At 72.4% G+C, this 18,611-nt stretch carries 18 protein-coding genes and 1 riboswitch; of the genes, 7 read left to right on the top strand and 11 right to left on the bottom strand.

The genetic code is table 11. The features are described 5' to 3' along the window. Window positions 1–32 precede the first annotated feature (32 nt). From AC1DPN_RS08115 to AC1DPN_RS08095, 5 genes are all read right to left on the bottom strand, one after another. On the bottom strand, window positions 33–2,561 hold the full coding sequence (locus tag AC1DPN_RS08115; RefSeq protein ID WP_477084224.1) for a carboxypeptidase regulatory-like domain-containing protein: 2,529 nt from the start codon (window positions 2,559–2,561) through the stop codon (window positions 33–35). Between the two features lies 1 nt (window position 2,562). Next, entirely contained in the window at window positions 2,563–4,788 is a 2,226-nt protein-coding gene (locus tag AC1DPN_RS08110; RefSeq protein ID WP_477084223.1) for a carboxypeptidase regulatory-like domain-containing protein, read from the bottom strand. Beyond that, window positions 4,785–5,363, bottom strand: a complete 579-nt coding sequence (locus AC1DPN_RS08105; RefSeq protein WP_477084222.1) for a Pvc16 family protein — start codon at window positions 5,361–5,363, stop codon at window positions 4,785–4,787. Before AC1DPN_RS08105 ends, AC1DPN_RS08110 begins: the two co-directional genes overlap by 4 nt. Before the next feature lie 205 nt (window positions 5,364–5,568). Then, on the bottom strand, window positions 5,569–5,961 hold the full coding sequence (locus tag AC1DPN_RS08100; RefSeq protein ID WP_477084221.1) for a DUF4280 domain-containing protein: 393 nt from the start codon (window positions 5,959–5,961) through the stop codon (window positions 5,569–5,571). A 24-nt stretch (window positions 5,962–5,985) separates the two neighbouring features. Next, window positions 5,986–6,477 (bottom strand): septum formation family protein, encoded by a 492-nt coding sequence (locus tag AC1DPN_RS08095; protein WP_477084220.1) that lies wholly within the window; start codon window positions 6,475–6,477, stop codon window positions 5,986–5,988. Window positions 6,478–6,609: 132 nt separating this feature from the next. Here AC1DPN_RS08095 and AC1DPN_RS08090 point away from each other — a divergent pair, with 132 nt between their 5' ends. Continuing rightward, the gene (locus tag AC1DPN_RS08090) at window positions 6,610–7,086 is read left to right on the top strand and encodes an OsmC family protein (protein ID WP_477084219.1); all 477 of its coding nucleotides are present in this window, start codon (window positions 6,610–6,612) and stop codon (window positions 7,084–7,086) included. Window positions 7,087–7,090: 4 nt separating this feature from the next. Beyond that, a complete protein-coding gene (locus AC1DPN_RS08085) occupies window positions 7,091–7,882 on the top strand; it encodes a hypothetical protein (protein ID WP_477084218.1) in 792 nt (263 codons plus the stop codon). A 1-nt stretch (window position 7,883) separates the two neighbouring features. Here AC1DPN_RS08085 and AC1DPN_RS08080 read toward each other — a convergent pair whose 3' ends face one another. Next, complete coding sequence (locus tag AC1DPN_RS08080) at window positions 7,884–8,879, bottom strand: aldo/keto reductase (protein ID WP_477084217.1); 996 nt, start codon at window positions 8,877–8,879, stop codon at window positions 7,884–7,886. A 71-nt stretch (window positions 8,880–8,950) separates the two neighbouring features. On the opposite strand from AC1DPN_RS08080, the gene AC1DPN_RS08075 reads away from it, so the two are divergent. The 3 genes from AC1DPN_RS08075 (at window position 8,951) to rocD (ending at window position 11,617) form a co-directional block, all read left to right on the top strand. Next, a complete protein-coding gene (locus AC1DPN_RS08075; protein ID WP_477084216.1) occupies window positions 8,951–9,424 on the top strand; it encodes an SRPBCC family protein in 474 nt (157 codons plus the stop codon). A gap of 112 nt (window positions 9,425–9,536) precedes the next feature. After that, window positions 9,537–10,370 (top strand): dimethylargininase, encoded by an 834-nt coding sequence (gene ddaH / locus AC1DPN_RS08070; protein ID WP_477084215.1) that lies wholly within the window; start codon window positions 9,537–9,539, stop codon window positions 10,368–10,370. Between the two features lie 5 nt (window positions 10,371–10,375). After that, window positions 10,376–11,617: an ornithine--oxo-acid transaminase gene (gene rocD, locus AC1DPN_RS08065; RefSeq protein ID WP_477084590.1), complete on the top strand. Its 1,242-nt coding sequence runs from the start codon at window positions 10,376–10,378 to the stop codon at window positions 11,615–11,617. 159 nt (window positions 11,618–11,776) lie between these two features. Here rocD and AC1DPN_RS08060 read toward each other — a convergent pair whose 3' ends face one another. Continuing rightward, window positions 11,777–13,027 (bottom strand): CAP domain-containing protein, encoded by a 1,251-nt coding sequence (locus AC1DPN_RS08060; protein WP_477084214.1) that lies wholly within the window; start codon window positions 13,025–13,027, stop codon window positions 11,777–11,779. A gap of 150 nt (window positions 13,028–13,177) precedes the next feature. Here AC1DPN_RS08060 and AC1DPN_RS08055 point away from each other — a divergent pair, with 150 nt between their 5' ends. After that, window positions 13,178–13,651 (top strand): Lrp/AsnC family transcriptional regulator, encoded by a 474-nt coding sequence (locus AC1DPN_RS08055; RefSeq protein WP_477084213.1) that lies wholly within the window; start codon window positions 13,178–13,180, stop codon window positions 13,649–13,651. Here AC1DPN_RS08055 and AC1DPN_RS08050 read toward each other — a convergent pair. The 4 genes from AC1DPN_RS08050 to AC1DPN_RS08035 all read right to left on the bottom strand — a co-directional run bounded on the left by AC1DPN_RS08050 (window position 13,648) and on the right by AC1DPN_RS08035 (window position 17,349). Then, the gene (locus tag AC1DPN_RS08050) at window positions 13,648–14,586 is read right to left on the bottom strand and encodes a universal stress protein (RefSeq protein WP_477084212.1); all 939 of its coding nucleotides are present in this window, start codon (window positions 14,584–14,586) and stop codon (window positions 13,648–13,650) included. The genes AC1DPN_RS08055 and AC1DPN_RS08050 overlap by 4 nt on opposite strands. Before the next feature lie 32 nt (window positions 14,587–14,618). Beyond that, window positions 14,619–15,101: an HNH endonuclease gene (locus AC1DPN_RS08045; protein ID WP_477084589.1), complete on the bottom strand. Its 483-nt coding sequence runs from the start codon at window positions 15,099–15,101 to the stop codon at window positions 14,619–14,621. Window positions 15,102–15,407: 306 nt separating this feature from the next. Beyond that, a complete protein-coding gene (locus AC1DPN_RS08040; RefSeq protein ID WP_477084211.1) occupies window positions 15,408–16,163 on the bottom strand; it encodes a C40 family peptidase in 756 nt (251 codons plus the stop codon). Window positions 16,164–16,165: 2 nt separating this feature from the next. Continuing rightward, window positions 16,166–16,332: riboswitch (cyclic di-AMP (ydaO/yuaA leader) on the bottom strand. A gap of 312 nt (window positions 16,333–16,644) precedes the next feature. Next, a complete protein-coding gene (locus tag AC1DPN_RS08035; protein ID WP_477084210.1) occupies window positions 16,645–17,349 on the bottom strand; it encodes an iron-dependent transcriptional repressor DtxR in 705 nt (234 codons plus the stop codon). A 93-nt stretch (window positions 17,350–17,442) separates the two neighbouring features. On the opposite strand from AC1DPN_RS08035, the gene serC reads away from it, so the two are divergent. Further along, a complete protein-coding gene (gene serC, locus AC1DPN_RS08030) occupies window positions 17,443–18,579 on the top strand; it encodes a phosphoserine transaminase (protein WP_477084209.1) in 1,137 nt (378 codons plus the stop codon). Window positions 18,580–18,611: the final 32 nt, after the last annotated feature.

Raw genomic sequence — 18,611 nt, 5'->3', positions numbered from 1 at the left:
AGCCGGGACGCGAGTTCGTCAGCAGCGTCACATCACCCCGGGCTGCCCGTCGTCAGGTTGACCTGCAGCTGCTCGCTCGCGGACAGGGACAACGGGTCGGAGACCACCATGACGGTGCCGTTGGGCGACGTGCGGACCTCGATCACGTAGTTCTCGGGCGCGTTGACGTCCTCGAGGATGTACGACCCGTCCGTCCCCGTGGTCGTCGTCTTGACCGCAAGTGCGCCGGTGCCGTACTCCGTGGCGAGGTACAGCGCCACGGTGCGGCCCTCCTCGGCCGCGTCGGTCTGGGACGTGACCGTTCCGTAGATCCGAGCCGGGGCGACGAGGACGGGGCTGAGGTCCTTGTCCTGCGCTGCCGCCAGGATCACGATCGTCGACGTGGGTCGCGTCCCGGGACGGGAAAACGTGACCGTGTAGGTGCCGGGCGGGAGCTGTTCGACGATGTAGCTGCCCACCTTCGACGCAGGCGTCGAGGCCGTGGTCACCGTGCGCTGCGTGACGCCCGAGCTGACGGTGACGGTGACGTTGCCGACCGGGACGGCCTCCCCCTGGGTCCCGGCCTGGCTGACGATCCCGGAGATGCTCGCCTCCGCCGCGCGCATCGTCACGTCGACCTGCGTCGCGCTCGGCGCCCCGGACGTCACGTTGCCGAACCCGTCGACGCCGACGGAGAGCACCTGCGACTCGAGGTCCACGCGCGAGAACGTCACCGTGTACGTGCTCGGGACCCGCAGACCGGTGACCTCCCAGTGCCCGACCGGGGCGGTCGACTGGGTCACCGTCTGGGCGGTGGCGGCGCCGTCCGTCACCGTCACCGTCACGCCCGCTGCGCTGCCGCCCGGCACCGTGACCAGCCCGGCCAGCGTCGCCTCGTCGCGTCCGAGCACGACGGACACCCCCGTGAGCTGCTGGGCCGCCGTGAGCGTGAGGTTCAGGGTCGCCGGCGAGTACCCGTCCGCCGACACGACGACCGTGTAGGTGCCGGGCGTCGGCAGCCCGCGCAGCACGAACGAGCCCACCGCGTCCTGGGTGAGCGAGACGGTCTCGACCGTGATCTGGCCGGTCGTCGCCACCACCGTCGCACCGCCGACGGGTCCGTTGAACCCGGACACCGACCCGGCGATCGACCCGTCGCCCGTGAGCAGCGACAGCTCGATGTCGGACCGGTCCTCCCCCGCCGCGACGTCGACGCGCTGCACCGTGCTGGCGAACCCTGACTTGGAGACGACAAGGTCGTAGATCGCCGGCGACGGCAGGCCTTCGACCTCGAACGTGCCGTCGGCACCGATCGGGACGGTACGGACCACCGCACCCGACCCGACGGGAGGCTCGGCCTCACCCGCCTCGGGCTGGACCTCACCGGCGAGGGGCGGGGTGTCGAGCGGCATCTCGACGGTGAGGACCGCACCGGCCACGTCGTCGCCCCGCACGGTTCCCGCGATCGTGGCAGGGACGCCGCCGACGACGACGGTCAGACCGGACGCCGTCTGGCCGGCCGTGACCGTGATCGCGGTCGCGTCGGCCTGGGTGGCGGCGGCCGCGTACCAGACCTCCGTCAGCCCGGCTCCCGTGACCCGCAGCGTGTACTCGCCGGCCGGGAGGCGGCTGATCGTGAACGTGCCCTGCTGGCCGGTCGCCGTGGTCACGAACGGGTCCGACGGGTCGTCGGCGGTGAACAGCGCGACGCTGACGTTCGGCACCGCCGCCCCGGTGGACAGGTCGACCACCGTGCCGCTGATCGCGCTCGTGCCGGTCTGCGCCGCGGCCTGCCGGGCCTGGGCGACCTGCAGGGCGAGGTCGCGGTCAGCGGCGGACCGCCCGACCACCGAGCTGAGGGCCAGCGTGATGATGACCGCGAACAGCGTGAGCGCCAGCAGCAGGCCCAGCAGGCCGAGCAGCCCCCGCGACAACCGGGACTTCTGGACGAACACGCCCGCTGCCGAGGGCGGGGTCTCGGCCGAGGCGGGCATCGCCGTGGTGTCGACGCGCAGCTCGAACGGACGCAGGATCGGGTCGCCCACCCACGGGCGCTTCGCCGCCGCCTGCAGCGCGACCGTCGTGCTCTCCCCGGGGGACAGGCTGAACGTGGGCGGCGCGAACGTGTAGGTGGTCTTCGCCTCGGCGTCGCCTGCGACCAGGCTGCCGTGCTGCACCGTGTTGCCCTCGTTGTGCACGAGGACGGAGAACGCGGCGGCCTTGCCGGCCGTCACGGTGGTCGGCTCGAGCTTCACCGACGTCCGAGGCTGCGCGGGGACGTCGAGGGTCACGTCCTCGATGGCGATCGCGGCCTCGTCCGTGACGTCGCGCACCTGGATCGCGACGCGACGCTCGCCGGCGGGCACCCCGACCGGAAGCGTGATCAGCACCGCGACCGACACGGACTCGCCCGGGAACAGGCGGGGCGACGGGTCCTCGATCTCGACCCACGTGGGGTCCGCACCCAGGACCCGCAGGACGTACCCGGCGATGAGGTCCGAGGCGTTGGTGACGACCACGCCCACCAGCGTCGGGACGCCAGGGGTCGCGGTCACCCGCTGCGGCTCGACCGTCAGGCGCACGTCACGAACCACCGATCGGCAGGTCCTGCGTCACGACGCCACCCGGCTGGATGGTGATGACGGCCGTCGCCAGCACCGGGCCACCGGTGTTCACCGAGATCGTGTACGTGCCGGCGGGCAGGTCGGCGAGCAGGAAGGTCCCGGCGCCCAGCGCCCCCGCGGCGGTCGACGTGGTGGTGCGGACGAGGACCCCGTCCGTCGCCTGGACGGTCGCACCGCCCACGCCCACGTTGTTCTGCAGGACCCGGCCCGTGACCGACCCCAGCGCCGAGCTCATCGTGACCGTCACCGGCGCGGTCGGGCCCGCGTCGGTGATCGTCACGGGCACGCTCGCTGACGTGAACCCGGGCTTGGTGAAGGTCAGCGTCACGGAGCCGGGGGTCAGTCCGGTCAGCGTGAAGCTGCCGACCGCTCCGGAGGTCAGGGTGGTGGTGCTGAGCGTCGTCGCCGACCCGCCGGCCGTCACCGTGACCCCGCCCAGGCCCGCGCCGGCCGGGTCGAGCACCGTCCCGGTCACCACACCGGCTCCCCCGGACATGACGATGCGGAGATCGCCGCGCACCTCCCCGGCGCGCAGGTCCACGACCACCGTGCGCGTGCTGAACCCGCTCTTGGCGAAGGTCAGGACGTACGTGGCCGGGGTCGGCAGGTTCGGGAGCACGAACGCTCCCACCTGGCCCACGGTCGGGGTGCCGACGACGAGCGCCTTCCCGCCCGAGGTCGTGCTCACCTTGACCCCGCCGAGCGGGGACGTGCCGTCGGTGACCGTGCCCGAGATCTGCCCCGTGCCCGCGCCCAGCCGCACGTCGAGCGCGAACCGGTTCTGCCCGCCGAGCACCCGTTCCGTCACGGTGGACGGCTGGTAACCCTCCGCGACGAAGCTCAGCTCGTAGGTCCCCGGTGCGGGCAGGCCCGCGAACGTGTAGGCGCCTGATGCGTCCGTGCTGGTCGTGTAGGCGGTCGCCGGGTCCGCGCCGTCCCACGCGGGCTTCGCCGTCACCGTCACGGCGACGACTCCCGGCGCCTCGCCGGTCTCCACGCTCCCGCTGATCGACGCCGGGAACCCCGTGATCGCCTGGTTCACGCCTGCCTTGACCTGCTGTGCGGGCGCGGCCACGAGGGTCGACGACTGCGGCGTCGTCCCGCCGCCGAGGTAGACCGTGTCGTAGCCGTCGGCGGTGAAACGGACGATGTAGCTGCCCGGGAACACACCGGCCATCGAGTACGTGCCGTCGGCCTGGGTGGCCGCCGACGAGACCACGACGAGCGTGCCGTCCTTCTTCTCCCGCAGGGCGTCGACCGTGATCCGCCCGACCCCCTGCTCGTCGGACGCTCCCGTGACGACGCCGGTGAGCGTCGCGCCGACGCCCGCGGGCACCGGCCCGTCCTTGGCCAGCGCGCCGGCCGGCGCACCGTTCGGGCTCTCGTCGGTCCCCGTCAGACCGTCCTCGCTGGGCGTCGCGGCGAAGAACGACGCGGGCGCGACCTTGGTGAACGGGTCGGTGCCGAACACCTGCTGCATCCCCAGCAGGAACGCGAGCGCCCAGGCGGCCAGGATCGCGAGCAGGATCAGCGCGGTGAGCAGGCCGCGGCTGATGGTCGAGCGCTGCCGCAGCACGAGGTCGACCTCGGCCTGCGTGTCGGTGGCCTGCGCGGCGACCTTGAGCGGACGGTCGCGGTCGGAGCCGAGGAGCTGGCGCGGGCCCTTGACCAGGACGGTGCTCGACCGCACGGCGCCCGTCGCGACGGAGAGCGTCGACGGTGTGAGCGACGTGCGCAGGGTCCGGTCGCTGTCGACCGCGCGCAGTGCGACGTCGAGCGGCACGTTGCCGTCGTTGCGGACCTCGACGACGAACGCGGCGCGCCCGCGCGTGCGCACCCGTGACGGTGTGGCCGTGAGCGCCAGGTGCGGATGGGGCGGCACGACGAGGTCGAGGTCGTGGAACGCCTCGCGCGCACCCGGAGCGCTGCCCGTGACGACGAGCGTCACCGGGTAGGTGCCGGCGGGGAACGCGGGCGGGAGCGCGAGGGTCATGGTCAGCGCGCCGGACGCCTCCGGGAAGAGCGCGAGCGCCGTGGGCTCGGACCGGAACAGCTCGTCCGGGAGCCCGATCACCCGCACCGACAGGGACTCGATGACCGACGAGGTGTTGATGACCTGGAGAGGCACGATGCCACTCCCGCCGGGCGGCACGTCGAGCCGCTCGACGGTGCTGCTGACTCTCACGGACGCGAGCCGGCCGGCATGGGGACCGCCGTGCCGACGACGGAGGTGACCTGCGGCGCCTCGGCCTCCCAGTCGTACGCGTCCGCTGCGACGGTCACCAGCAGCGTGAACGAGGCCTTGAGCGTGCCGCCGAGCCCACCCCAGACGTCGCGCGGGCGTACCTTCTCGTCGTCCGCGAGCGAGAGCTGGACCGACGACTGCAGGACGGGCGACGCGTGCTGCGCGGGCAGGACCTGGTGCGCGAGCAACCTCGCGAGCGCGTCACCGAGCAGCAGGTGCTCGTCGCGCGTGGAACCCGCCCACGCGCTGACCATGTACGACAGCTCGACCATCGGCAGGGCATGGCGCCGCTCGGCGACGCCCGCGGCGTTCGTCCGGACGGCTGGCCCACGGTTCGGCTGCCCGCTGCGGGAGACGCCGTACAGGAAGAGGTTCACGGTGAGCCGGTTGACCTGCGCCGACCACGTGTTGTTGGGCGAGTCGAACGAGATGTCACCCTGCTCGACCGGCAAGGGGAGCGTGCTGCGCAGGAGCTTCTCCAAGCCGTCCTCGACCGCGGGGATCAGCACGCTCACTGCCTCCTCATGCGATCGCGGGTGTCGTGCCGAGGTCGGCCCGGGGCCTCGTCACGCGCGCACTGCTCCACGCGGATCTCCCCGCGCGCGCGAACCTGGGCCGGGATACCGGCAGGACATCGGAAGGCTATGCAGGACCCTCTGTCCGGAGCATCGGTAATCGCTACCGATGTTGATCCTGTGGATCCCTCGGCACCCCGCCGCCTCAGCCCTCGAGCGTCTTCACCGCCCCCGGGTTGACGATCTGGATGACCCCGCCGAACGCGCACGTGCACATCGCGCCCATGGTCAGCGCGGGTATCCCGCCGATGATCGTCTTGGCGGCAGGCGGGCTCCACGGTGCGACGACCGTGGGCACGCAGGGCATCGGTGTCAGCACCCCGAGAGCCGCCGCGGTCGCGGCCGCGACAGTCGGGTTCGCGAGGCTCATGCACATGCCGAACGGCGGGATGTTGGCCCCCGGCAGGATGTCGGTGATCGTCGCCGCGGGCCTGCCCTCGATGACGACCTTGCTGATCGGGATGACGTTGAGCGTGGACGGTGCCATACCGAAGCTGCACTGCAGTGCTGCGGTCGAGACCGCGGCGGGCTTGCCCATGATTCCTCCTGACTGCACGCCGAGCTACATGCCGGTGCCGGCCACCGACTTGGTGAGCGTCTGACCGGTGGTCGTGACGAAGCAGATCACCGTGGTGTCGTCGTCCTGCTCCCAGCTGCGCGCCGACGGCACGAGATACGTGAAGTACAGGCTCGAGTCCCGGTAGTCGACGCCGACGTAGCCCTCGAACTCCTCCGCGCAGGTGCCGTCGGCGAAGGACTTCAGGGCCGCGTCGCCCGGGAAGGTCGTGGGTGTGTCGTCCGTGCCCGGGTCGGTGTACTTGGGCAGTGCGTACGACTCCTGCTGGTGCGGCGTCTCGCACGTCACGCGCGACAGCTCCGTGAGCTCGACGGTGATCTCGTCGGGCGCCAGGAAGCAGTCTCCGACCTTGGCCTCGAACACCGAGATCGACTCCGGCTTGTCGTCGTCGCGACCGAACCACGAGCACCCCGAGACCGCGAGCGCGACGACGACCCCGAGCGCGCCGAGACCCACCCAGCGCCTCACGATCGTCACCACCACGGACCTCCACCCGGGAAGCGGCCAGGGTCGACCGCGGCTGCAGCCTAACCAGCGGGCCTGGGCCACCCCATCCGTAGTCGCTGCGCAACTTCAGCCTGATCGTGCGTCGCGTGGCAGGATCGCCGGATGACGAAGGACGAAGCGGCAACCCTGGCGCCTCAGGAGGCGCCCGACGTGACGAGCAACGCCCAGGACACCCGGCTGTGGGTCGAGCGCACCGGCGTGCGCCGCTACACGGGTCGCAACTCGCGCGGCGCCGAGGTGCTGATCGGGAGCGTGGGCGACGAGAGCGCGTTCAGCCCCGGCGAGCTGCTGAAGATCGCCCTGGCCGGCTGCAGCGGGCTCGCGTCGGACTCGGCCCTGCGGCACCGGCTCGGCGACGACGTCGAGGTGACCATCGAGGTGTCGGGCATGAGCGACGACGAGCACGACCGTTACCCCGCGCTCCTCGAGGAGCTCGTCGTGGACCTCAGCTCGCTCGACCCGACCGCCCGCGAGCGCCTCCTGACCGTGGTGCACCGCGCGATCGACCAGCACTGCACGGTGGGCCGCACCCTCGAGGCCGGCGCGACCGTCCAGCTGACGGTCACCGGGGAGCGCTGAGCCCGTGGTCGCCGTCGTCGATGCGGCCCTCGCCAAGGCGGTGACGATCCCGTCGTCGACCATCCACGCGCACGTGGACGCGCTGCGACGACGCAACCCGGAGGCGAGCCCCGAGCAGATCGTGCGGCTGCTCGAGAAGGAGTACCTGCGGGTCGTCCAGAGCACGGGTGGCGCCGTCGGCGCTGTCGCGGCGGCCCCCGCGGTCGGCACCGGCGTCGCTCTGGCCCTCACGGCGAGCGACATCGCGACGTTCTTCGGTGCGTCCGCCGCCTTCTCGCTGGCGGTCGCCTCCGTGCACGGCATCGAGGTCGAGGACGCGGACCGGCGCACCGCCCTGCTCCTGGCGACGATCCTCGGCGAGAACAAGGCCATGATCGCCGCCGACGGTGCCGAGCTGACGTCGGTCAGCGTCGCACGCGCGCTGCTGACGCGGATGCCGATGGCGACCGTGCGCAAGGTCAACTCGACCATGACGCGTCGGCTCGTGCGGACGCAGGTGGGCAAGCAGACCGGGCTGGCGATCGGCCGCATCATCCCGTTCGGCATCGGCATCGTCATCGGAGTCGCGGGTGCGCGCTCGCTCGGACGCACCGTCATCGACGGCGCGCGCAAGGCGTTCGGCCCCGCGCCGACGTCGTTCCCGCGCGTCTTCGAGCTCGCGGGTGCCGACGACACCGTGCTGACCTTGCCGGCCCCGCCCCGTCGGCTGCCGTCAGGGCTGCGCGGGCGCAAGGCACGGCGTGCACTGACCTCCGTGCCCCACCAGGCTGCGCCCCCGCCTGCCGAGGACCTCTAGCTCACCAGCGCGCGTGAACGTGCGCGCGGATGCGTCCGTCGTACACCCCGCGCAGCCCGTCGAGCGTCTCCTCGTCGACCGGGGGCACCTGCGCGGCCGCCGCGTTCGCGCGCGCCTGCTCCGGCGTGCGTGCACCCGGGATCACCACCGAGACGCCGGGCTGGTCGACCACCCACCGCAGCGCGAGCTGCGCGGTCGTGGTGCCGGCGGGCGTCAGGGACGCGACCTCGCGCGCTGCCGCCACACCCACGTCGAACGGCACGCCCGCGAACGTCTCGCCCACGTCGAACGCCTCGCCGTGCCGGTTGTAGGTGCGGTGGTCGTCGTCGGCGAACCGCGTGCTCTCGTCGTACTTCCCGGACAGCAGGCCGCTGGCCAGGGGCACGCGCGCGATGATGCCGACCCCGTGCTCGCGCGCGGTGGGCAGCACCTCCTCGAGCGGCTTGCGGCGGAAGATGTTGAGGATGATCTGCACGGTGGCCACCCGGGGCCGGATGATCGCGTCGAGCGCCTCGTCGACCGTCTCCACCGAGACGCCGTACGCGGCGATCCGCCCCTCCTGCACCAGCGTGTCCAGGGCGTCGTACGTGGACTCGCGTCGGTACACCTCGCTCGGCGGGCAGTGCAGCTGGACGAGGTCGAGCGTGTCGACGCCGAGGTTCTGCCGGGAGCGGTCCGTCCAGGCGCGGAACGCGTCGAGCGTGTAGGCCTCCGCCGTGTGCGGGTCCGCGCGGCGGCCCATCTTCGTCGCGACGGTCAGACCGGTCCCCCCGGCGGCGGACCTCTCGACGAGGAACCGACCGATCAGCCGCTCCGAGCGCCCGTCGCCGTAGACGTCCGCGGTGTCCAGGAACGTCACGCCCGCATCGACCGCCGCACCCAACACCCCGAGGGCCACGTCGTCGTCGACCGAGCCCCAGTCCGCGCCGAGCTGCCAGCACCCCAGCCCGACCACGCCGACCGACCGACCCGTGCGTCCCAGCTGCCTGCTCTCCATGGGTGCGACGCTACCGGGCATCCGGCGTCCGCCGGGCTGTGCCCCGGGCCGGACAGGTCCACGATGGGTCCATGACCACCGACGCCGTCGTGCGCGCCTTCCCGGTCGACGCCGTCACCGCGTGGGCCCTCGTCGCCGACCCGCGCAACCACGACCGGTGGGTGCCGTTGACCCGGGTCGGACTGGACACCGACGAGCCCGACGTCGGCTCGGTGTTCACGGCGGTGTCCGGACCGTTCGCACGCCGGGGCGCTCCGGGGCTCGCCGACGTCATGCGCATCGACCGCTACGACCCGCCGACGCAGACCCGGACCGGCGTCGCGGAGCTCACGAAGATCGGGCACGTGCTCAAAGGGACGGCGAGCATCGTCGTCGTGCCGGCAGGCCCGTCGTCGTGCCGGGTGCTGTGGACCGAGCACGTCTGGCTGGCAGGCCCCCTGCCGCGTCGACTCACCGAGCTCGCCATGCGTCCGTTCCTCGGCGGCATGGTCCGGTATGCACTGTTGCGCGCCCAGAGCGAGGTCCGCGCAACGGATCACCGCTAGATCACGGTCCGACGCAACACATCGCGCCCCAGTGCGCAATCCGGGATGCGACCGCGGAACCCTACCGACTCGTACCCTCGTGGGAACGACACGCCACGAGGAGCCCACCCCCATGCCCCCCACCGCCCCCGGACGTACCGACCGCCACTACCTGATGTGCGAGCCCGTGCACTACACGGTCTCGTACGAGATCAACCCGTGGATGGACAAGACCAAGCACACCGACGCCGACCTCGCGGTCCAGCAGTGGCGGCGCCTGCGGGACACCTACGTCGACCTCGGCCACACGGTCGAGACGATCGACCCCATCGAGGGCCTCCCGGACATGGTCTACGCAGCCAACGGCGCGACCGTGCTCGACGGCGTCGTCTACTCGGCACGCTTCCGGTACGCCGAGCGCGCCGCCGAGGGCCCCGCGTACCAGAAGTGGTTCGCGGACCGCGGCTACGTGACGCACACCGCTGCCGAGACCAACGAGGGCGAGGGCGACCTGCTCGTCGTCGGCGACCTGATCCTGGCCGGCACGGGCTTCCGCACCGACCGGGCCGCGCACGCCGAGGCCCAGGAGCTGTTCGGCCGCCCGGTCGTCTCGCTCGAGCTGGTGTCCCCGCACTACTACCACCTCGACACCGCGCTGGCCGTCCTGTCGAGCTCGCCCGAGGACCCCCAGATCGCGTACTACCCGCCCGCGTTCTCCGCCGGGTCGCGCGCCGTCCTGGAGCAGCTGTTCCCCGACGCCGTGCACGCCACCTCCGAGGACGCCCGCGCCCTCGGACTGAACGCGGTGTCCGACGGGCACAACGTCGTCGTCGCCCCGGGCGCGGTGGACCTGGCAGCGGCCCTCACCGACCGCGGCTACAACCCCATCCCCGTGGACACGAGCGAGCTGCTCAAGGGCGGTGGCGGCGCCAAGTGCTGCACGCTCGAGATCCGCGCACGGCGATGACCCTCATGTCGGCCGTCGCGGCGCCTGCGCCCCTGTCGTCGTCCGAGGCGTCGGCGGTGCTCGCGCACAACTACCACCCGCTGCCCGTCACGCTCGTCGACGGGCTCGGGTCGTGGGTGACGGACACCGAGGGCAAGCGCTACCTCGACCTGCTGTCGGGGTACTCCGCGCTGAACTTCGGGCACCGCCACCCTGCGCTGACCGCAGCGGCGCACGCGCAGATCGACCGGCTCACGCTCACGTCCCGCGCGTTCGACCACGACCTGCTCGTCCCGTTCGCGGAGGCGCTCGCGGGGCTCGTCGGACCCCTCGTGGCCGGACCGCCGATGGTCCTGCCGATGAACACGGGCGCCGAGGCCGTCGAGACCGCCATCAAGGCCGCACGCAAGTGGGGCTACGACGTCAAGGGCGTACCCGACGGGCAGGCGACGATCGTCGTGGCCGACGGCAACTTCCACGGCCGCACGACGACGATCGTGTCCTTCTCGACCGACCCTGACGCCCGCCGCGGCTTCGGGCCCTACACGCCCGGGTTCCGGATCGTGCCGTACGGCGACGCCGAGGCGTTGGCCGCGGCGATCGACGAGACGACGGTCGCTGTCCTGATCGAGCCGATCCAGGGCGAGCAGGGCGTCGTCATCCCGCCCGCCACGTACCTGCCGGCGGTCCGGGCCGTGTGCACGGCCGCGGACGTCCTGCTGATCTGCGACGAGATCCAGTCGGGACTCGGTCGCACGGGCACGACGCTCGCCTCCGAGCTGTGGGGTGTGAGACCCGACCTGGTCACCCTCGGCAAGGCTCTCGGCGGCGGCGTGCTGCCGGTGTCCGCCGTGGTCGGCCGGTCCGACGTGCTCGGCGTGCTCACCGCGGGGACGCACGGCTCGACGTTCGGGGGCAACCCGCTCGCGTGCGCGGTCGGACTCGCGGTCGTCGACCTGCTCTCCGACGGTTCGTTGCAGGCGTCCGCCGCTGCCCTGGGAGCGGCCTGGGGCGTCCGGCTGGACGCTCTCGTCGACGACGGTCTGCTGGGCTCGGTGCGCCGCGCGGGGCTGTGGGCGGGCCTCGACGTGGCGCCTGGCCGCTCGTCGGGACCCGTGAGCGGCCGCGACCTGTGCGAGCGGCTCCTGAGCCTCGGCGTGCTGGCCAAGGACACCCACGGCTCGACGATCCGCCTGGCTCCCCCGCTGACGATCAGCACCGAGGACCTCGACCTGGCCACCGACCGCCTCGAGTCCGCCCTCCGCTGAGCTTTGAGGGCGGACTCCGACCGTCCGCGCCCGTGCGGCCCCTGACCCGTACGGGCGCGGACCTTGGCGCCTGGGCGCCTTCGTATCCGGCGCACCCGCAGTGACAGCAGACGTCCGCACCCGTGGGGCTACGGCCCCACGAGTGCGGACGTCGGCGGTTCAGTTGAACTTGACGGCGCCGAAGAGCCAGCCGCCGAGGCTCGCCCCGCCCACGCTCATGCTCGAGACGTCGGTGCGACGCATCTGCGCGTCGTGACCCGGCGAACGCGACCAGGCGCTGACCAGCGACGACGCGGAGCCGCTGCTGACGCACCCGACGATGTTGTCGCGGCCGCTGTGCCAGATCCCGCCCGTGTTCGCCATGGTGATGGCGTGCGAGGTCAGGCTGCCGCTCGTGGACACCGACAGCGCGGGCAGGCCGCGGCTCGCGCGGTAGCTGTTGATCGCACTCCCGATCGCGCCCGCACCGGACGCACTGGCACCCGATCCGCCGGAACCGGAGCAGACCTTGCCGCCGGCCGGAACGCCCGACGATGCTGCGACCGGCGCCTGGGCGCCGCCGCCCGAGCTGCCCGGCGCGTAGTAGCTGGTGCTCCGCCAGGAGCGAGTGGTACCTCCTGCGGCGGCCTGGGCAGCGGCGGCCTGCTCGGCGGCGATCCGTGCGTTCTCGGCAGCCTGCCAGGCCGCCTGAGCGTCGACGGCGGCCTTCTGCGGTGCAGCGACGCCGGCGGCCGCCTTGCGCAGCGACGCGGGGCTCGTCGCGGGAGCGGTGAGCGCGGAGGACACCTTGGTCGCCGCCGCCGCGAGGGCATCGCGGGACGCACCGGCATTGGGGGTTGCCGCGAGGGCCGCGGCCGCGTGGTCGACGACGCTCTGCGCCTGCGCAGCGGTGCGCGCACGGGCGCTCAGGTAGGTCGCGTTCACCATCGCGGCCTCGGCCGCGTCGGCGACAGCGGCGTCACGCCTGCCTGCGACGACCGACTCGCCGACACGAAGCGAGGCGGCGAGCGCGGCTTCCTTGGCCTCCAGCTTGCCGCGCTCGGAGGCGTAGACCGCACTGCCCGCGGCGAGGGCGACGACGAGAGCCGCGGCGGCGCCGACCCAGACCGCGCCGCGAACGCGGCGGACCGGGGCCTTGGCGGGAACGGGGGCGGCAGAGACGAGAGGCGACGGAGCGGCGGGCTGGGTGGGGACCTCGACCTCGCGCGGTGCCGTCGTCGTCGGCCGGAAGGCGGTGGGACCCCGGCGCGGCTTCTCGGTGGTCGTGTCACCGGCCGTCGCGGATCCCGCTGCTGCTGCCGCGCTCACGGACGCGAGCTCACCGACCGACACGCCGACGATGTCAGCGTCCGTCGTCGACGCGCGTGGCGTCGGTACGGTATCGATGCGGTTCTTCGTGTCTTTAGCCACGACGCCTCCTTCACGAACCTGGGACGCCCTGGACGGGGCACCTCTAGTCCTCTCGGCATGCCCGCTGTCCGACTTGAGGCCAGATGCGGCATTGGCATTCGGGGGAACGCTAGCCATTCCCTGCCCCCCGCGCTCGGCGAAGATGGACGGATGACGGACGACACCGGGCTGGATCCGCTCGACACCGCGATCCTGCACGCCCTCGGTCTGGACGCCCGCGCGACGTTCGCGCAGGTGGGCGAGAAGGTGTCGTTGTCGGCCCCAGCGGTCAAGCGACGCGTGGACCGGCTGCGCGAGCGCGGCGTGATCCGAGGCTTCACCGTCCGGCTGGACCCGGCCGCCATGGGCTGGCAGACGGAGGCGTTCGTCGAGCTGTTCTGCCAGGGGTCGACGAGCCCCGCCACGATGCAGGCCGCCGTCGAGCAGTACCCCGAGGTCGTCGCCGCGAGCACCGTGACCGGTGACGTCGACCTGATGGTCCAGGTGCGCGCGCGCGACATGCGCCACCTCGAGCGCGTGGTCGAGCGCCTGGCGTCCGAGCCGTTCGTCTCCCGGACGCGCTCCACCGTCGTCCTGTCACCGCTGGTCCGACGGCCCGACGTCCCACCGGGACCGGAGACCTAGCTCGCTTCAGCGGCGTCCTGCGCGCAGCGGTTGGTGACCACCATGACCGGGCAGTCGGCGTGGTGCAGCACGGCCTGGCTCGTGGAGCCGAGCAGCAGCCCGGCGAAACCGCCGCGCCCGCGTGAGCCGACGACGAGCAGGTCCGTCGCGACGGAGAACTCGGTGAGCAGCTCGGCGCCCGTGCCGTCGAGCGCGTGCCGCTTCACGGTCAGGCCGGGGTGGTCCGCCAGCGCCCGGTCGACGACGACGTGCAGACCCTCCTCGACGTCGCGCAGCACCTGTTCACGGTCCACCGCCGCGGGCAGCCACGCGAGCACACCGGTCATCGACCCGACCGGGACCCCCGCGACCGCGGTGAGCTCGGCACCCCACGCCTCCGCCTCGGCGATCGCGAACCGCAGCGCGTACTCCGCGGCGGGCGACCCGTCGACGCCGACCACGATGCGCCGCAACGGCCGCACGGGGGGCATCGCGACGTCGTCGGGCAGCGGCTTGCCACCCTTGCGCAACGGCACGACCACCGTCGGGCAGTACGCGTGCGCAGGGAGGGCGGACGAGACCGTGCCGAGCAGCCGGTCGGCGAAGCCGCCGCGTCCCCGGGTCCCGACCACGACGGCACGGACGGTGTGCGACATGTCGATCAGGACGCCCGCGGCGTCGCCCGTGACGACGCTGGCGCTGACCGCGAGCCCGTGGCCCGCGACGCGTGCCGTCGCCTCGGCCAGGACGGCCCGCGCGCCCTGCTGGATCGTGGTGTCGTCGAGCGCGGCGTACCCACCGTCGAGCGAGGCCGCCGTGAACGAGGGCAAGGAGTAGCTGCAGACCACGCGCAGGCCCCAGCCGTGCGTCCGCGCCTGCGCGGCCGCCCAGTCGAGCGCGTGCATGCTCGCCGACGACCCGTCGACCCCTACGAGGACCACATCGTCTCTCGTCATGGCGGACCTCCTGCCTCTACGTCCTCATGCCGCTACGCCCTGGCCCACATGTCCTCTGCCACCACGTACTGCGACCAGAGCGGCTCGGTGCGAACCGAGGTGGTCCCGAAGGCTACCGACCATCGGGGCGCCCGGGGGACGAACGGCAGCTCCCACCCGATCTCGTGCAGGAGCCGGTCTGCCTTGCGGTGGTTGCACCGGACGCACGCGGCCACGACGTTGGTCCACTCGTGCCGTCCTCCCCGGGAGCGCGGGTGCACGTGGTCGACGGTGTCCGCTCCCCCGCCGCAGTACGCGCACCGGTGGTTGTCCCGTTGCAGCACGGTGCGACGCGTGGGAGGCACCGGCCGTCGCACGGGCACGTGCACGTACCGCGTCAGGCACAGGACGACCGGCAGCGGTACAGCCACGTGCTCGGAGTGCAGCAGGCGCCCGTCCGACTCCAGCACGGTCGCCTTGCCCGTCATGACGAGCACGACGGCACGGCGCAGGCTCACGATGCAGAGGGGCTCCATGCTCGCGTTGAGCAGCAGGGTCCGGGCGGCGGAGCCGGCGAGTGGCGCGGGGCTCTCGGCACCGCCGGTCGTCTCGGCGGTCAGCGTGTCGGCGTTCACGAGCACGGCGTTCTCCCGACCTCGGGGGGTCGAACCGGCTGGCTGCCGGCCCGGCGAAGCGAAGCAACAGCGTGGTGCACGGCCAGACTACGCGCCGGTACGCACGTGCCGGGGCGCAACGGGACGCCACGCCCAACGCCGGGGCCGGACATGGCGAAGCCCCGATGACGTCGATGTCATCGGGGCTGCGTCGTGCGGGCGGCTAGGTCAGCCGACGCGGATGAAGACGGGCGAGCTCTGCCAGATGGCGCGGAACTGGATCGTCTTGCCCGGGCGGGGCGAGTCGATCTGCATGTTGCCACCGGCGTAGATGGCGACGTGTCCGGGGCTCCAGATGAGGTCACCGGGCAGCGCCTGGTCGCGGGAGACGACCGTGCCCGCGTACCGCTGGCCGCTCGACGTGCGGGGCAGCGAGATGCCGAGCTGGCGGAAGACGTACGACGTGAAGCCCGAGCAGTCGAAGCCGGCGGGGGTGCTGCCGCCGGAGACGTACGGCGTGCCGACGTACTGCGCGGCGATCTCGAGGACCGCGTTGCCGGAGACCGACTGCGGGATCGCGGCGTTCGACGTCGCCACGGCGGAACGCGCCGAGCTGCGCGAGGCGGCCTTGGCCTTCACCTTGACGGGCGGCGGGGGCGGCGGCGTCTCGGCCTTGACCGCGGGGATGTCGACGGTCCAGGTGGCGTCAGCCGGGGCCGTGACGATGGGGGCGGTGTCGAGCACGGCCCGCGCGGAGGCGGTCAGGGCTGCGGTGTCGACAGCGGGGAGCGCACCTGCATCACCGGCGGTGGCCGATGCGGGCGAGCCGAGCATCGAGACGACGAGTCCCGACGAGGCGGCCACGACGGCCGTCCGGCGGCCCACGGTGCCGATCTGGCCGGTGGCAGCTGCAGCCAGCTCGGTCAGTGGCGTCGAGGGACGCCGCGCCGCACGGTGGCGGGCGCGAGTAGTGCTCACGGTCACTCTGTGCCTCTCCTGAGGCCTACGAGGTCAGCTGTCGGGTTCGGATGGGAGAACACCCGGCCACATCCCCGGACCAGCCGGTTCAGCGACTTCACCCCAAGGACACCGAACTTCCGGTGCCCGCAATTGGGTCCCCCGCCCCTGCCGGCGGTTAGAGCGAACCTCGAAGCAGCGGCAGGGTTAGGCGTTCTGCTCGAGGGCTTCCTCAGAGGAGGGTTCTGGAGAAGCAGGACGAACGTACATGACGCCCGCAGCGATTGTCACGTTCTGGTCACGAGAAGTTTGCTCGTGTTGGACAGTCGTCCTGAATACCATCGATCGATGTCTGCGCTGACCAGCGAAGACGCAGGTCATCTGCGCCACGGGGACTGTGAAGTACGTCACTCCCCGGTTCCGCGAAGATCACGGAGCACGCGGACAGGCGCGCCAGCACGACCGTCCGACTGCTCGGGCGGATCCGATCGGGGTGGTGCGGGAGCGCTCAGAGGGCTCCGACGAAGATGTGCCGCGCGACGTCCTCGGGCAGGTCCAGCAGGACGTCCGACCCGGCCGTCGACACCGTCACGATGCCGTTGGAACGCTCGATCGAGATCTCCTTGTGGGGCCGCACGCCCGCCTCGGCCAGTCGCGTGAGCAGCTCGACGTCGACCTGCAGCGGCTCCGCGATGCGGGCGACGACAGCCCGCTCGACGCCGTCCGGACCGACCTCGCCCCGGAAGCCCACGAGCGACGTGACACCGTCGAGGAACGCCACGTGCGTGGTCTCCTCGCCGATCTCGCCCAGACCCGGGATGGGGTTGCCGTACGGGTCGAAGTGAGGGTGGTCGAGCAGAGCAGCCAGGCGCTTCTCGACGCGCTCGCTCATCACGTGCTCCCAGCGGCAGGCCTCCTCGTGCACGTAGGGCCACTCGAGGCCGATCACGTCCGTGAGGAGCCGCTCCGCCAGGCGGTGCTTGCGCATGACTCGCACCGCCTTGGCCGCGCCCGCACCGGTGAGCTCGAGGTGCCGGTCCCCGCTGACGACGACGAGTCCGTCCCGCTCCATGCGAGCGACGGTCTGGGAGACCGTGGGCCCGGAGTGCCCGAGCCGCTCGGCGATGCGTGCGCGCAGGGGGGTGATGCCTTCCTCGGTGAGCTCGTAGATCGTCTTGAGGTACATCTCCGTCGTGTCGATCAGGTCGCTCACTGCTGCAGCCTCCAACGTCGCGTCACCGTGCTGGTGCACAGGTTAGTTGGTCGCCACGACATCGGGGCCCCCCGACCGCCTATCCTCGGCCTCGTGCCCGACGATCACGCCGCTCTGACAATTCCCGCGCACCTGCTGCCCCGCGACGGCCGGTTCGGCTCCGGGCCGTCCAAGGTCCGCACCGCACAGCTCGAGGCGCTTGCGGGGCCGTCGGCGGCACTCATGGGGACCTCGCACCGGCAGGCCCCCGTACGGGCGCTCGTCGGCCGTGTCCGTGCGGGCCTGTCCGCACTGCTGGGGTTGCCCGACGACTACGAGATCGTCCTCGGCAACGGCGGGTCGTCGGCCTTCTGGGATGTCGCCACTCTCTGCCTGGTCGACGACGTCGCGGCGTTCGCGACCTTCGGAGAGTTCGGCGCGAAGTTCGCCGCGGCAGCGACCCGCGCACCCTTCCTCGGGGCGCCGGTGATCACCGTCGCCCCGCCCGGCGAGGTGTCCGTGCCCACGTTCGTCGACGGCGTCGACGCCTATGCCTGGCCGCACAACGAGACGTCGACCGGCGTCGCGGCCCCCGTGCGGCGCGTGGCAGGCTCCCGCGAGCAGGGCGCGCTCGTCCTCGTCGACGGCACCTCGGGCGCCGGCGGGCTCGCGGTCGACGTGAGCCAGACCGACGTCTACTACTTCGCCCCGCAGAAGTCGTTCGCCTCGGACGGCGGGCTCTGGCTCGCCGCCGCTTCCCCTGCCGCGATCGAACGCGCAGCGCGCATCGAGTCGAGCGGTCGGTGGGTGCCCGAGTTCCTCTCGTTCACCACGGCCGTCGCCAACTCGCGGCTCGACCAGACCCTGAACACCCCGGCCATCGCGACCCTGATCCTGCTCGCCGACCAGCTGGACTGGATCCTCGGCAACGGCGGACTGCCCTGGGCGGCCGAGCGGACCGCGACCTCGGCCGGACACCTCTACAGCTGGGCCGACTCGCGCGACTGGGCCACGCCGTTCGTCGTCGACCCGTCGATCCGGTCCAACGTCGTCGGGACCATCGACCTCGCACCGTCGATCGAGGCGCCGACCGTTGCTCGCGCGCTGCGCGATCACGGCGTGGTCGACGTCGAGCCCTACCGCAAGCTCGGCCGCAACCAGCTCCGCGTGGCGATGTACCCGGCCGTGGACCCCGACGACGTGCTCGCGCTCACGGCCTGCATCGACCACGTCGTCGACCAGCTCCTCTGAGCCCAGGCGAGCTCCTCCGGGCCTGAGCGCCT

It is taken from the genome of Cellulomonas sp. P4_H4 (assembly GCF_056400865.1).
The sequence above is the reverse complement of the archived record's forward strand: the minus strand, read 5'-3'. Positions and strand labels throughout refer to the sequence as shown.